The organism is Streptomyces sp. NPDC059080, from assembly GCF_042739975.1.
GTDB lineage: Bacteria > Actinomycetota > Actinomycetes > Streptomycetales > Streptomycetaceae > Streptomyces > Streptomyces benahoarensis.
The window spans coordinates 15,621-28,523 of record NZ_JBHYGX010000051.1; the positions used below are offsets into that span (position 1 = coordinate 15,621).

A 12,903-nucleotide genomic window follows, 5' to 3' on the forward strand; every position below is an offset into this window, starting at 1 on the left:
GCGGGGGGCGGGGGGCCCGCCCCGGGGGGGCGGGGGCGCCGCGGGCGGCCCAATTTCCCACCCCCCGGTGTTTTCGCGGCCACATACACACCCGCTGAGGGTGCGGTTCGTGTGCCACCCGCTCCCCCGGCGCCTGCCGTGCCCCGCCACCGTCCGCGCCCCGAAGGGGAGGTCGTCGACGTGCATCTCGCGCCCACCGCACGCCAGCAGCAGTTGCGTGCCGAACTCCGCGTGTACTTCCGGGAGTTGATGCCGGACGGGCCGCCCGACGGGGCCGCCGCGCAGCGGGCCGTGCTGCGGCGGATCGGCGCGGACGGCATGCTGGGTCTCGGCTGGCCCCGGGAGTTCGGCGGACAGGGGCGCGGTCCCGGCGAGCAGTTCGTCTTCTTCGACGAGGCGTACCGGGCGGGCGCGCCGGTCTCGATGGTCACGCTCAACACCGTCGGCCCGACCCTGATGGCGTACGGCAGCGAGCGCCAGCAGGCGTACTTCCTGCCGCGCATCCTCAGCGGCGAGATCGTCTTCGCGATCGGCTACACCGAACCGGAGGCGGGCACCGACCTGGCGTCGCTGCGGACCCGCGCGGTGCGCGACGGCGGCGACTGGCGGATCGACGGGTCGAAGATCTTCACCAGCAACGCCCGGCAGGCGGACTGGATCTGGCTGGCCTGCCGCACCGACCCGGACGCGCCCAAGCACCGGGGCATCTCCCTGCTGCTGGTGCCGACGGACGCGCCCGGCTTCTCCTGGACGCCAATCGAGACGGTCGGCGGGCTGACGACGACCGCGACGTACTACGACGGCGTGCGGGTCCCGGCCGGCAACCTCGTCGGCGCGGAGAACACCGGCTGGCGGCTGATCACCCACCAGCTCAACCACGAACGGGTCGCGCTCGCCGCCATCGGGATGCAGGCGGAGGACGTCTACGAGGCGGCGCTGGCCCATGCCCGCACACCCGATCCGGCGACCGGGCGGCGGCCCGCCGACCGCCCGTGGGTACGGGCACGGCTGGCCGAGGCGTACGCCCGGCTGTCCGCGACCCGGCTGCTGAACTGGCGGCTGGTCGGCGACGTCGGCGCCGGGACGCTCGCGCCGGGCGACGCCGCCGGGGTGAAGTTCGCCGGTACGGAGAGCGCGGTCGAGGTGTACCGGCTGTGCCAGGAGGCGGTGGGTGACGCGGCGCTGATCCGGGCCGGTTCGCCGGGCGCCTTCGGGGGCGGCGTGCTGGAGCGGATGAACCGCGCGGCGCAGATCAACACGTTCGGCGGCGGGGTGAGCGAGATCCAGCGGGAGCTGGTCGCGACCATGCGGCTGGGGATGCGGAGGGGGCGGCGGTGAACGGTGGGGACGAGGCGCGGGGCGCCCCGCACACGGCGGGGACCAGCGGCGACGGCGAGCTCTACGTGCGGCTCCAGGCGTTCGAGGGGCGGCCCGCGGCGACCGGTGGGCGGGGCAGGGACCCGGTCGACGCGGCGATGATCCGGCACTGGTGCGAGGCGATGGGCGACGCCCACCCCGCGTACCGGGGGCCGGACGCTGTCGCCCCGCCGACGATGCTCCAGGCGTGGACGATGGGCGGCCTCTCCGGGCACGAGGGCCGGTCGGCCGCGTACGACGAGCTGTTCGCGCTGCTGGACGGCGCCGGGTGCACCGCCGTCGTGGCGACCGACTGCGAGCAGGAGTATCTGCGTCCGCTGCGGCCCGGGGACGAGATCACCTTCGACGCGGTCATCGAGTCGGTGTCGCCGCGGAAGACGACGAAGCTGGGGAGTGGGCACTTCGTGACGACGCGGATGGAGGTGCGTGCGGGGGGTGAGTTGGCGGGGACGCATCGGTTCCGGATCCTGAAGTACGCGCCGGGGGTGGGGAGTGCGAGGGGATCGGCCTCCGGGGCCGGGGCCCGTAGGGGAGAGCCGGAAGCCGGGGCCGGGGCCCGTAAGGGAGAGCCGGCGGCCGGGCCCGGGGCCCGTAAGGGAACCCCCGAGTCCGCCCCCGAACCCGCCCCCGAACCCGCCCCCGCTCCCTCTCCCGCATCCCGTAAGGGGCCCCATAGGGCCGTCCCCGCCCGCCCCCGCCCCGTGATCAACCGCGACAACGCCGGTTTCTGGGCGGGCGTCGCGGAGCACCGGCTACTGGTCCAACGGTGCGGCGGCTGCGGACGGCTCCGGCTGCCCTGGTTGCCGGGGTGCGCCCGCTGCGGATCGCCGGAGTGGGACACCGTGACGGCAGCCGGCACCGGCACCGTCCACTCGTACGTCGTCATGCACCACCCACCGTTCCCTGCCTTCGACCCGCCGTACGCGGTCGCGCTGATCGCGCTGGACGAGGGGGTGCGGCTGGTCGCGGGCGTCACCGGTGTCCGGTACGACGCGGTGCGGATCGGGATGCCGGTACGGCTGGGGTTTCAGCAGGTCACGGACGCGAAGGGGGCGTGGGAGCTGCCGGTGTTCCGGGCGGAGCCGGGGGCGCACGCGTCCCGGGAGGAGAGCTGAGATGGACTTCACGCCGACGCGGGAGCAGCGGGCGGCGGCCGGGCTCGCCGCGGAGATCTTCGGCGACCGGTCCACGCCCGAGCGGCTGACGGCCCTGGGCACGGACGCCGACACCGCGCTGTGGAAGACCCTGAGCCAGGCCGGACTGCCGGGCTCCGTCACCGAGACCGGGCTGCTCGGGCTGGTCCTGCTGCTGGAGGAGGCCGGGCGGACCACCGCGCAGGTGCCGCTGGCCGCGACCTGCGCGTACGGCATCCTCGCGGTGGCCGCGCACGGGGCGCCGGAGCAGCGGGCGCGGCTGCTGCCGGACCTGACCGACGGCGCGCTCGTCGCCACCGGCGCCTTCGGGACCGGCGAGCCGCCCGCCGTACGGGCCACCCGGGCGGCCGGGGGCGCGACGACGGGCCCGCCCGCCGTACGGGCCGCCCGGGCGGCCGGGCCCACCGCCCACCTGACCGGCACCGTGCCCGTCGTCCCCTGGCTGACCTGCGCGGATCTGGTGCTGGTGCCCGATGCGGACCGGGAGCTGTGGCTGCTGCGCACCGATGCGCCGGGCGTCGCCGTCACGCCGGTCGCGACCACCGCGCCCTGGTCCGCGGGGCGCCTCGACGTCACCGACGCCCCCGCGGAGCGGCTCGGCGCGGCCCCGGACCCGGTCGGCCCCGGCCCGTACGGGGACGTGCTGGCCGGCGCCCGGATCGCGCACGCCGGGCTCCAGGCGGGCGTCTGCGCGGGCGCCCTCGCGCGGGCCGTGGCGCACACCGCCGAGCGGCACCAGTTCGGCAAGCCGCTCGACGCCCACCAGGCCGTCCTGCTGCGGGCCGCCGACGCGCATCTGGACACCGAGGCGATCCGGGTCACCGCGTACGAGGCGGCCTGGCGGCGGGACACCGCGCGTGGTGGCGCGCCGCACGCCCTGACCGCCGCCTGGTGGGCCGCCGAGGCCGGTACCCGCGTGGTGCACGCCGTCCAGCATCTGCACGGCGGCCTCGGCGCCGACCTCGGCCACCCCGTCCACCGGCACTTCCTGTGGGGACGCCAGCTCGCCGCCGATCTCGGCGCAGGCGCCCAACTCATCGAAGAACTGGGCCAGTTGCTCGTCAGTGACGGGGAGGAAGCCGCATGAGCGAGGCGTACGAGGGACCGGACGAGCGGCCGGACGAGCGGCCGGACGAGCGGCCGGACGGAGCCCGGCGGTTCGGTGAGCGCGGGACCGGAACCGCCGCCCCGGCCCCCGGCGACACCCTCCCGCCCCTCCGCATCCCGATCACCCGCACCCTGATCGTCTCCGGGGCGATCGCCTCCCGCGACTACCAGGACGTGCACCACGACGCCGAGGCCGCGCGCGCGAAGGGCTCGCCGGACCTCTTCATGAACATCCTCACCACCAACGGCCTCGTCGGCCGCTACCTCACCGACCACTTCGGCCCCGGCGCCGTCCTCCGCAAGGTCGCCATCCGCCTCGGTGCCCCCAACTACCCCGGCGACACCATGGAGTTGACGGGGACGGTGACCGAGGCGGTCGGCGGGACCGTACGGGTCCGGGTGGTCGGCGCGAACGGCCTCGGGCACCACGTCACCGGCACCGCGACCCTCACGGTGCCCGTCACCGGAGGGACGGCCGCCCCATGAGCGTGCGCCGCGCGGACACCCTGGGCGGCCGGGCCGCCGTCGTCGGTATCGGGGCCACCGAGTTCTCCAAGGACTCCGGCCGTAGCGAACTGACCCTCGCCGCCGAGGCGGTACGCGCCGCCCTCGACGACGCCGGGCTCACCCCGTCCGACGTCGACGGGCTCGTCACCTTCACCATGGACACCAGCCCCGAGACCGCCGTCGCGCAGGCCACCGGCATCGGCGAACTCTCCTTCTTCTCCCGTGTCCACTACGGGGGCGGCGCCGCCTGCGCCACCGTTCAGCAGGCGGCGCTCGCCGTCGCCACCGGCATCGCCGAGGTCGTCGTCTGCTACCGCGCCTTCAACGAGCGCTCCGGCCGTCGCTTCGGCTCCGGCGTACAGCACCGCGAACCGTCCGCCGAGGGTGCCGCGCTCGGCTGGAACCTCCCGCCCGGCCTCCTCACCCCCGCCTCCTGGGTCGCCATGGCCGCCCAGCGCTATCTGCACACCTACGGGCTGACCCCGGAGGCGTTCGGGCATGTCGCCGTCGCCGGACGCCGGTACGCGGCCACCAATCCGGCGGCGTACTTCCACGGCCGCCCGATCACCCTCGCCGACCACGCCGCCTCCCGGCCCATCGTCGAACCGCTGCGCCTGCTGGACTGCTGCCAGGAGACCGACGGCGGGCAGGCGCTCGTCGTCACCACCGCCGCACGCGCCCGGGACCTGCGCCGCCCGCCCGCGCTGATCACCGCGGCGGCCCAGGGCGCGGGCCGCGCCCAGGAGCAGATGACCAGCTATTACCGCGACGAGTTCTACCCGTCCGACCTTGCCGGGCTCCCCGAAATGGGCGTTGTGGCCCGGCAGTTGTGGCGCACCTCGGGCCGCGCCCCCGCCGACATCGACGTGGCGATCCTCTACGACCACTTCACCCCGTTCGTCCTGATGCAGCTGGAGGAGTTCGGCTTCTGCGCCCCCGGCGAGGCGGCCGGTTTCGTCGCGGCCGGCGTCCTGCCGCTCAACACCCACGGCGGCCAGCTCGGCGAGGCGTACCTGCACGGCATGAACGGCATCGCGGAGGCGGTGCGGCAGGTGCGCGGCAGCGCCGTGAACCAGGTGCCGGACGCCGCCCACGTCCTCGTCACGGCGGGTACGGGGGTGCCCACGTCGGGGTTGATCCTGGGGCGGGACGGGGGGTGAGCGAGCCTTCGACGCCTGGAGCCGAAGGCCGCCAACACGGGGCAGAACATCGCCTACGCGCGCGACGTCCTCCCCGCCGCCGGTGTCCGGCCGCGCTTCGTGCCACTGGTCACCATGCCGTACATGGAGCGACGGGCCTTCGCCACGTGCCGCAAGCAGTGGCCCATGAACCGCCGCTCCGGCCACCGGGCCCGCCGGGGAGGGTCGGGGTGCGGGGCCGGAGCGGCAGTTCATGGGGCCAGCAGCGCGCGCAAGGTCGGGTAACGCACGGCGCGGCAGCAGGTGCAGCGCTGGGCCTCGTCCGGCTGCGGCTGCCAGTCGCACTGGTGGGTCTCTGCGGCGGGTTCTGCCGAACCCTCTCCCTGAATGCCGGTGTCCCCCTGGGAGATCAGGGGACTCCTTGGTGTCACGGTCTTTCCGGGAGCCGTCGCGTGGACGCATACGGCGGCGTGCGCGGCGGCTTGCGCCTTCCACCATCGCCCCGCCGCCAACGCGCCCTGTGCAGCGTCCCGTGCACCGCGCTCGTACAGAGAGCGCCAGGTGGCGCAGCTGTCAGCGATAGCTCCACCCTTGGTGCATGCCCGGGAGCGCGAGGCGGTCGTAGACATTCAGGGAGGCGGCCATCTGCTGTGCTGCTGCGGCAGGGAACGATCCCTCGATCACCACATGGGCCGTTTCCACGGTGCGGCCTGTGCCCCAGACGGCCACGTCGTAGCCGTAGCTGAGCAGCGACGCACGGAGCATCTGCGCCGACTTCACGCCCGTGCATTCCCCTTCGGACGCGGGCGGGCGCGGTGTCACGGTCCTGGTGGCGCAGTGGTGCCGGTCTCGCCACAGCGCATCGGCGATGCGCTGCACCACCGTCGGCGCGGCGGTGCCGAGAGGGATGCCGGGATAGACAGGGGTTGTGCCGTCGTCCGCCAGAAGCTGGCGTTCCCCGATGCCGTCGATGCGGAGGCGGGCCTCATCGGCGGCGAATGCCAGCTTCATCGTTGCCGTGTCGTAGGTGTTACGGGGGGTCACTTCGCCGCCTTCCGTCCGTGTCCGGGGCGGTGGTTGGGGTGTTCCCGGAGGTAGATGCGTGCGTCTGCGGCGGCGGACTGGTCGCGGGTCCTGGCCGCTTCGTCCAGCAGCTCGCCTGCGGCGACGCACGCGGGGCAGTCCTGGTGGACCGGCAGGCCGCTGGTGCCGAAGGGGGCATCGGCCCAAACGGTGTACTCGCTCACTTGAGGGGCCTCCCATCGTGAGCCTCACGGTTCGCACGCCGGGCGGCGTTCGTCTCGTTCAGCTTGTCGCGGAGATCCTTGGTGCTCCCGGCGTCTTTCTTTTCCTTTCTCATCGACTGGCTGACGGCCCAGCCGGGTTGCCTTAGCTTGGTGTCCGTCGCCAGCTCGCTCTTGGCGAATCTCTGCATGATGCGTACCTCCGTAACTGCGTTCCCCTGGTGGTTGGTTAGTGTCTACACGGGCTGAATGGGCAGCCCGGGCCGTACGGAGGGTGAAACTCTTTACGGGGTGCTGTTAAAGCTTTATCCGGGCTTGTTAATGAGGTGATGACGTCTTGGCCGATACTCCGATGACGCCCGCGCACTACATCGGCGGGGAGTTGATCCGTCGCAGGGAAGAGCGCGGTTGGGCGCAGAAGAACTTGGCGCGGCAGGCAGGCATGTCCCCCAGCCGGGTCGCGCAGATCGAGCGGGCGCATGTCCCCGGCACATTGGAGAATTTCCAGAAAATCGACCTTGCGTTCGGTGATCCAGCGCCGGGGTTCTTTGAACGGTTCTGGCGGTTCTCGGAGGAAGCGCCGTATCTCAGGAACGGGTTCGATCGGTACGTACAGTTCGAGAAGATCGCCGTTTCGATCAGCGAGTACTCAACAACCTATGTTCCTGGGCTGCTTCAGACCGAGGACTACGCCCGGTCCTTGTTTAGTGCGGGCATGCTCGCGCCGGATGAAGCCGAGGCTGCACTGGTGGAACGGCTGGCGCGGCAGGAGGTCCTGACGCGTGCGGAGGACCCGCCCCCGGCATGGTTCATCATCGATGAAGTCGTCCTGTCACGGCCGGTAGGGGAGCCCGGCGTGATGGCCGCCCAACTTGGCCACATACTCGACATGACCACCCGCCCCAACGTGTTCGTTCAGATCATTCCCGTCTCCCTGGGGCCACACCCAGCCCTCGGCGGCCAGATGGCGATCCTGTCCTTGCCGGATGGGCCAAGCGTGGCCTATCTGGAGGGCACATGGATGGGGCACCTGGTGGAAGAAGTGGCGAGGGCGGCTCGGTACGGCCTGATCTACGATCGCGCCCAGACGATGGCGCTCAGCCCCGAAGAGTCGGCGTCAACTATCCGTCGCGCAATGGAGGGATACGCATCATGAGCACCAACCCGCAGCACAACTTGGCCGGGGCGGACTGGCAGAAGTCGAGCTACAGCGGCAGTGAGGGCGGCTTGTGCGTCGAGGTGGCCCGCAACCTCGTCCCGGGGCTGGGCGTCCTCCCCGTCCGTGACAGCAAGGACCTCAACGGTCCCGTGCTGGCATTCCCCGTGGCGTCCTGGACCTCGTTCGTGGAGTTCGCCAAGGGCTCTGAGATCTAGCTCAGCTCCATCCCGCCCGCACACACGGCGGCGCCCGGGGCCGACTTGCGGCTCCGGGCGTCGGGTTCTTGTGACGTTCGAACCTGCGAGGTGGGCTTCCTTCGGCGGCATTGTCCGCATCAGGTGGTGGAGGTCGCCTTCCGGTCTCCCCGACCTTCCGGCCTCTCAGCCTGGCCCTTGCGTATTCGAGAGAACAATCTGCGTTCTCTCTTACGGATGCGCTCCGGTCAAGCTCCCTCGCTCGCCCCGCAGGCTGCTATTTATGATACTCATCACCCCCATGGGTGAAAAGACCCTTATGAAGATTTTTTGGGGGTTTGTCGGGGAGGCGTGTCGTACGGCGGGCGCAGCAGCGACCGGCCGATGAGGTCGCGCATCACCTCGCTCGGTCCGGCGGCGAGCGTGGCCGCCTGGGCGTCGCGGTGGGCGCGGGCCGCGTCCGAGCTGTCGAGGTAGCCGCGGGCGCCCTGGAGGTGGAGGTTGGCCTCGGCGATGCGGCAGGCCAGTTCGGTGGTGTGGAGCTTCGCCATCGAGCAGGCGGTGTCCGGCGGCTCGCCCTGCGCCAGGCACCATGCGGCGTGGTGGACGAGCTGCCGGGCGGCCGCCAGCTCCGTCGCCAGGTCCGCGAGGCGGTGCAGCGGTGCCTGGAGCGCGCCGAGCGTGCCGCCGAACAGCTCCCGCCCGGCCACCGCAGTGCGGGCGTCGTCCAGGGTCCGTTCCATCCCGCCGAGCGCCAGCACCGCGGCGACCAGCCGCTCCAGCTGGAGGCCGCGCATCAGGTAGTAGAAACCGCTGTTCCGGCGGCCGATCAGCCGGTCCGCCGGGACCCGTACGGCGTCGTACTCGACCGTCGCGGTGCCCGCCGCCCGCCAGCCCAGCGTGGGCAGCGGGCGGGCCGTGACGCCGGGCAGCGAGGCGTCGATCACCAGCAGTGAGAGGCCGGTGGCGCCGCGCCGGCCGGCCCCGGAGTGCGGCGCCGTACGGACCGCCACCACCTGGAAATCGGCGGCCGTACCGTTGCTGACCATCGTCTTTGTGCCGCGGACGACGTAGTGGTCGCCGTCCCGTTCGGCGGTGGTGGCGAGCCGGGAGAGGTCCGCGCCGGCGCCCGGTTCCGTCAGGGCGAGCGCCGCGATCTTCTCGCCGCGCACCGCCGGGGCCAGATACGCCGCGCACAGCTCCGGGCCGCCCGCCGCCGCCAGGTAGTGGGTGGCCATGTAGGCGTGGACGGAGACCGCCGCCCGCAGCCCGCCGAAGCCGGTGCGGCCCAACTCTTCCAGGAACACCACGGAGGTGAAGAGATCGCGCTCCCCGCCGCCCGCCGTACGCGGATGCGCCAGGCCCAGCAGGCCCTCCGCGCCCAGTTCCCGCCACAGGGCGCGGGGCAGCGCCCGTTCCCGTTCCCAGGCGGCGGCGTGCGGGGCCACATGCGTGGTCAGGAAGGCGCGGACCCGGGCGCGGAACTGCTCGTGGGCGTCGGTGAAGTACACGGAGCGCATGGTGCGGTTCCTCTTCCGTCGCGAGTGTGGGCGCGGAGCTCCCCGGCGAGCAGCCGCAGGAACTCCGCGGCGTGTTCCCGGGGGAAGAAGTGCCCGCCGGGCAGCCGGTGGGCGCGGACCCCGAGCGGGGCGTGGCGGCGCCACCCGTCGACCGCGGCGGGCGGCGCCATCGGGTCGGCGGCGCCGCCGAACGTCGTCAGCGCCACCGGCAGCGGCGGCGCCCCGGCGGGCGGCCAGGTCTCCGCGAGCCGCAGGTCGGCGCGGAGCATCGGCGTCAGCAGGGCCAGCAGCGCCGGATTGCGCAGCACCTCCTCCGGCGTCCCGGCCAGCCGCCGCAGCCCCTCGGCGAACGCCGCGTCCGGCAGAGCGTGGACGGCGGGCACCAGCAGCGGCACGTGCGGCGCCCGGCAGCCCGCCAGGATCAGCCGCTCCGGGGGCGCCGCCGGGCCCGGCGTGACGGTCAGCTCGTAGCCGATCATCCCGCCGAGGCTGTGCCCGAACAGCACGTACGGCGGCTCCACCGCCTCGGCCAGCGCCGCGCCCAGCTCCGCGACGAGCGGCGGCCACCGGTCGTACGGCGGCTGACCGGTGCGGTTCTCCCGGCCCGGCAGCCGTACGGCGACGACCTCGACGTCGTCGGGGAGCGCCGCCGGCCAGGTCCGGAACGCCGCCGCGCCGCCCCCGGCGCACGGCAGGCACACCAGCCGCAGCCGGGCGCCGGGGCGGGGCAATGGACGGTGGAACCAGCGGGCGGCGGACCCCCCGGCCATCAGTGGTCCGACGCCTCGACGGCGGCGGCCAGGCCCGCGAAGGTGCCGTCGGTGAAGACGGCGTCCGGGGCCAGTGCCTCCTCGCCGAGCCGGTCCTCCAGCAGCGTCAGCAGCCGCACCGCCGTCAGGGAGTCGCCGCCGAGATCGAAGAAGTCCGCGTCCGGGCGGTCGGAGCCCGGACCGAAGATCTCCGTCCAGATCTCGGTGAAGACGGCGGTACGGGAGGACGACGTCCCGGAGGCGGCCGGGGAGGCGGCGCCCGGTATGCCCTCCTCTTCCTCCGGCACCTCCGTGACCAGCACGAACCGGTCGGGCGCCGGGAGGTCCGGGGCGCACCGGGCCAGATGCTCCCGCAGCCGCTCGCCGAGCGCGCGGGCCGTGACGAGCGGCGGGTCGGCCGGGGCCGGGTCCCGGGGCGCCGGGCGGGCGTCCGGGCGGCGCCCGTACACGTTGTGACAGGGCGTCAGCCGCAGGCGCGGGTCCTGGTCGTGGGTGACGGTGAAGCCCCGGTCGCGCAGCTGGCCGACGATCCGCGCCAGGCGGCCGTCCAGGTCGTGGACCTCCAGGACGATCTGCCGCACCCGCGCCCACAGCGTCTCGTCGATGCCCGCCAGGACATCGGCCTCCGCCTTCTCCACGTCGATCTTCAGCAGGTCGATGCGGTCCAGCCCGGCCTCGGCGGCCACCTCGGTCAGGGTGCGGACCGCGCAGCCGCGGCGCTCGGCCGCCATCCGCCCGGCGGCCAGCCGGTCGAGCTGCCCGCCCGCCCCGCCGCCCTCACCGGTCAGCAGATAGCCGCGCAGTACCTCCAGGTCCTCCCCGGCATCCGCGTAGCGGCCGGACATCACGCTGTTGCCGGGGTAGTACGTCAGCTCCGCCCGGCCCGGTACGGCGCCGAGCGCGCAGGCCAGGACGGTGACGTCGAGGCCGTAGAGCGCGGCGTTGGCGGCGGTGGCCGCGGCGAGTTCGGCGACCGGCTCGACGGCGAGGACCCGGGCGCGCGGGCGGTGCCGGGCGGCGTGCAGGGTGAACATGCCGATGTTGGCGCCGACATCGACGATCACCGCGTCGTCGGGCAGCGCGATGCCGTGCCGCAGATAGGCGCGGTCGGTGACGATCTCGCGGTACAGGAAGGCGGATTCGGTGCGGTTGACGCCCGCCAGCCGCAGCTCGTCGGCGGGTTCGTGCCACTCCAGACCGGCGGGCAGCGCCGCCGCCCCGGCGACCGCCGCGCGGTGCAGCTGCGGGGCGTGGCGCGGATCGGGCACCACATACGCGGTGCGGCGGCCGGACGGGCCGCGGACGGCGGTGGCGGCGACCGCGGGGTGCGCGGCGAGGGCCCGCGCCACCGCGTCGCCGGTGGCGGCGTCCGCCGGGCGCGCGGCCCGCGCGGTGTCGGTGACGCCGTGGGTCGGTGCGGTCATGATCGGCCCTTCCGGTCGCCGAAACGGTCACGGGCGGTGGGACGGTCAGGGGCGTGGCCCGGCGTGTGCGCGCGCAGGAACTCCTCGGCGAGGCGCACCGGCTCCGGCCCGGCGTCGAAGGCGGTGAGGTGGTCGCCGTGCGGCAGCCATCGCAGCGTCGCGCGGCGCAGCAGCCGCGCGGCGTGCACCGAGCCGTCCGGGTGCGCGGTGGTGTCCTCGGGGCTGGTGACCACCAGCACCGGCCGGTCCACCGCGGTCAGCGGCGGACGGCAGTCGGTGGTCATGATCGCGCCGTTCAGCAGCCCGTAGCGGCGCAGCAGTTCGGGTGAGGCGTACGGGTGGACCAGATGGTGGGCGACGTCCGGCCGCAGCTTCGCCAGCGACCGGGGGTGGCGCAGCAGCCGGTACAGCCCCTCCGCCTGCGCCGGCCCCTGTCCGGCCTTGGCCAGCAGCGCCGCCACGTCCCGCTGGTGGTCGGTCTTGGGCGCGTCGCCGCCGAGTTCGAAGTCGCCGTGCCACAGGCTCAGTGAGGTGATCCGCGGGGAGGCCGCGGCGGCGGCGAGTGCGAGGGGCGCGCCGCCGCACACGCCCATGACGTGGGCCTCGGCCACCCCGAACCCGTCGAGGACGGCCAGCAGATCGCTGCTCTGCTCCGCCAGGCCGTACCCGAGCAGCGGCGGCAGCCCCGCCTTGGCGCGCGGTGCGAACAGCGCGCGGCTCTCCCAGGTCAGCACCCGGTACGTGCCGGACAGCGCCCGCAGCCACGGCGCGGCCAGACCGACCGGCATCCCGCAGGCCCCGACGACCAGGACGGCCGGGCGGCCCGGCTCCCCGGCGGCGTAGGCGCGCAGCGGGGTGCCGTCGTACGCGGGCAGCACCACCGGCTCGCCCGGCGGCCCCGCGCACGCCGCCCGGACCGGCCCGGCCAACGGCGCGTCGGCCGCCGCGGCCAGCGCGGATGCGTCGAGCGCCAGCCGCCGGCCGACGGCCACCTCGGCGGCCCACAGCCCGGTGGTGTCCGGGACGACCTCGATGCCGGGCAGGCCGAGCCGTCCGGTGAGCCGGTCCAGGACGTCCCCGGCGGCGGCCGTCCAGGGCGCGGTGCCGGGCAGCGGCGCGACGCGCACCGGGCCGGGCAGCGAGCAGATCAGCGACGAGGTGTCCCGCAGCGCCGTGGCCAGCTCGCGCAGGGCCGTGTCCGGCGGCGCGGGGGGGGGGGGGGGGCCCGCCCCGGGGGGGGGGGGGGGGAGAGCGAAACGGACCCCCCCCCCGCGGCTGGGGGGGGGGGGTGGTGGGGGTGTGGGGTGT

Annotated in this window: 14 protein-coding genes and 1 pseudogene; 8 read left to right on the plus strand and 7 right to left on the minus strand. The window is 74.3% G+C overall.

The features are described 5' to 3' along the window. Positions 1 to 180 precede the first annotated feature (180 nt). The 6 genes and pseudogenes from ACFWWQ_RS26830 to ACFWWQ_RS26855 all read left to right on the plus strand — a co-directional run. A complete protein-coding gene (locus ACFWWQ_RS26830) occupies positions 181 to 1,338 on the plus strand; it encodes an acyl-CoA dehydrogenase family protein (RefSeq protein WP_384601157.1) in 1,158 nt (385 codons plus the stop codon). Next, complete coding sequence (locus tag ACFWWQ_RS26835) at positions 1,335 to 2,492, plus strand: bifunctional MaoC family dehydratase N-terminal/OB-fold nucleic acid binding domain-containing protein (protein WP_384601160.1); 1,158 nt, start codon at positions 1,335 to 1,337, stop codon at positions 2,490 to 2,492. Before ACFWWQ_RS26830 ends, ACFWWQ_RS26835 begins: the two co-directional genes overlap by 4 nt. A gap of 1 nt (position 2,493) precedes the next feature. Beyond that, a complete protein-coding gene (locus ACFWWQ_RS26840; RefSeq protein WP_384601163.1) occupies positions 2,494 to 3,618 on the plus strand; it encodes an acyl-CoA dehydrogenase family protein in 1,125 nt (374 codons plus the stop codon). A 134-nt stretch (positions 3,619 to 3,752) separates the two neighbouring features. Continuing rightward, a complete protein-coding gene (locus ACFWWQ_RS26845) occupies positions 3,753 to 4,124 on the plus strand; it encodes an acyl dehydratase (protein ID WP_384601215.1) in 372 nt (123 codons plus the stop codon). Next, complete coding sequence (locus tag ACFWWQ_RS26850) at positions 4,121 to 5,305, plus strand: lipid-transfer protein (RefSeq protein WP_384601166.1); 1,185 nt, start codon at positions 4,121 to 4,123, stop codon at positions 5,303 to 5,305. Before ACFWWQ_RS26845 ends, ACFWWQ_RS26850 begins: the two co-directional genes overlap by 4 nt. A 15-nt stretch (positions 5,306 to 5,320) precedes the next feature. Beyond that, positions 5,321 to 5,470, plus strand: a pseudogene (locus tag ACFWWQ_RS26855) (YdcF family protein); the annotation flags it as partial. A 387-nt stretch (positions 5,471 to 5,857) separates the two neighbouring features. On the opposite strand, the gene ACFWWQ_RS26860 reads toward ACFWWQ_RS26855, so the two are convergent. Genes ACFWWQ_RS26860 through ACFWWQ_RS26870 form a run of 3 tightly spaced genes read right to left on the minus strand, consistent with a single transcriptional unit; the run spans position 5,858 to position 6,719 of the window. Further along, positions 5,858 to 6,295 (minus strand): hypothetical protein, encoded by a 438-nt coding sequence (locus ACFWWQ_RS26860; RefSeq protein WP_384601169.1) that lies wholly within the window; start codon positions 6,293 to 6,295, stop codon positions 5,858 to 5,860. A 29-nt stretch (positions 6,296 to 6,324) separates the two neighbouring features. Beyond that, positions 6,325 to 6,531, minus strand: a complete 207-nt coding sequence (locus ACFWWQ_RS26865; protein ID WP_384601172.1) for a hypothetical protein — start codon at positions 6,529 to 6,531, stop codon at positions 6,325 to 6,327. Next, positions 6,528 to 6,719, minus strand: coding sequence for a hypothetical protein (locus ACFWWQ_RS26870; RefSeq protein ID WP_384601174.1), 192 nt, complete (start codon positions 6,717 to 6,719; stop codon positions 6,528 to 6,530). Before ACFWWQ_RS26870 ends, ACFWWQ_RS26865 begins: the two co-directional genes overlap by 4 nt. 146 nt (positions 6,720 to 6,865) lie before the next feature. On the opposite strand from ACFWWQ_RS26870, the gene ACFWWQ_RS26875 reads away from it, so the two are divergent. Both ACFWWQ_RS26875 and ACFWWQ_RS26880 read left to right on the plus strand, forming a co-directional pair. Beyond that, positions 6,866 to 7,684: a helix-turn-helix transcriptional regulator gene (locus ACFWWQ_RS26875; protein WP_384601177.1), complete on the plus strand. Its 819-nt coding sequence runs from the start codon at positions 6,866 to 6,868 to the stop codon at positions 7,682 to 7,684. Next, positions 7,681 to 7,902: a DUF397 domain-containing protein gene (locus tag ACFWWQ_RS26880; RefSeq protein ID WP_384601179.1), complete on the plus strand. Its 222-nt coding sequence runs from the start codon at positions 7,681 to 7,683 to the stop codon at positions 7,900 to 7,902. Before ACFWWQ_RS26875 ends, ACFWWQ_RS26880 begins: the two co-directional genes overlap by 4 nt. 296 nt (positions 7,903 to 8,198) lie before the next feature. Here ACFWWQ_RS26880 and ACFWWQ_RS26885 read toward each other — a convergent pair whose 3' ends face one another. The 4 genes from ACFWWQ_RS26885 to ACFWWQ_RS26900 are packed head-to-tail and all read right to left on the minus strand — an operon-like array spanning position 8,199 to position 12,722. Next, the gene (locus ACFWWQ_RS26885; protein ID WP_384601182.1) at positions 8,199 to 9,401 is read right to left on the minus strand and encodes an acyl-CoA dehydrogenase family protein; all 1,203 of its coding nucleotides are present in this window, start codon (positions 9,399 to 9,401) and stop codon (positions 8,199 to 8,201) included. Further along, positions 9,338 to 10,171 (minus strand): thioesterase II family protein, encoded by an 834-nt coding sequence (locus ACFWWQ_RS26890; RefSeq protein WP_384601184.1) that lies wholly within the window; start codon positions 10,169 to 10,171, stop codon positions 9,338 to 9,340. The genes ACFWWQ_RS26885 and ACFWWQ_RS26890 overlap by 64 nt, the downstream gene beginning before the upstream one ends. Next, the gene (locus ACFWWQ_RS26895; RefSeq protein WP_384601187.1) at positions 10,171 to 11,595 is read right to left on the minus strand and encodes an FkbM family methyltransferase; all 1,425 of its coding nucleotides are present in this window, start codon (positions 11,593 to 11,595) and stop codon (positions 10,171 to 10,173) included. The genes ACFWWQ_RS26890 and ACFWWQ_RS26895 overlap by 1 nt, the downstream gene beginning before the upstream one ends. Next, complete coding sequence (locus ACFWWQ_RS26900; protein ID WP_384601190.1) at positions 11,592 to 12,722, minus strand: alpha/beta fold hydrolase; 1,131 nt, start codon at positions 12,720 to 12,722, stop codon at positions 11,592 to 11,594. The genes ACFWWQ_RS26895 and ACFWWQ_RS26900 overlap by 4 nt, the downstream gene beginning before the upstream one ends. Between the last annotated feature and the right edge of the window lie 181 nt (positions 12,723 to 12,903).

What these genes read in the sequence shown, in the direction of transcription:
- ACFWWQ_RS26880 (WP_384601179.1), top strand. Translation starts at nt 7,681, where the DNA reads ATGAGCACCAACCCGCAGCACAACTTGGCCGGGGCGGACTGGCAGAAG.
- ACFWWQ_RS26890 (WP_384601184.1), bottom strand. Translation starts at nt 10,171, where the DNA reads ATGGCCGGGGGGTCCGCCGCCCGCTGGTTCCACCGTCCATTGCCCCGC.
- ACFWWQ_RS26885 (WP_384601182.1), bottom strand. Translation starts at nt 9,401, where the DNA reads ATGCGCTCCGTGTACTTCACCGACGCCCACGAGCAGTTCCGCGCCCGG.
- ACFWWQ_RS26870 (WP_384601174.1), bottom strand. Translation starts at nt 6,719, where the DNA reads ATGCAGAGATTCGCCAAGAGCGAGCTGGCGACGGACACCAAGCTAAGG.
- ACFWWQ_RS26840 (WP_384601163.1), top strand. Translation starts at nt 2,494, where the DNA reads ATGGACTTCACGCCGACGCGGGAGCAGCGGGCGGCGGCCGGGCTCGCC.
- ACFWWQ_RS26860 (WP_384601169.1), bottom strand. Translation starts at nt 6,295, where the DNA reads ATGAAGCTGGCATTCGCCGCCGATGAGGCCCGCCTCCGCATCGACGGC.
- ACFWWQ_RS26850 (WP_384601166.1), top strand. Translation starts at nt 4,121, where the DNA reads ATGAGCGTGCGCCGCGCGGACACCCTGGGCGGCCGGGCCGCCGTCGTC.
- ACFWWQ_RS26895 (WP_384601187.1), bottom strand. Translation starts at nt 11,595, where the DNA reads ATGACCGCACCGACCCACGGCGTCACCGACACCGCGCGGGCCGCGCGC.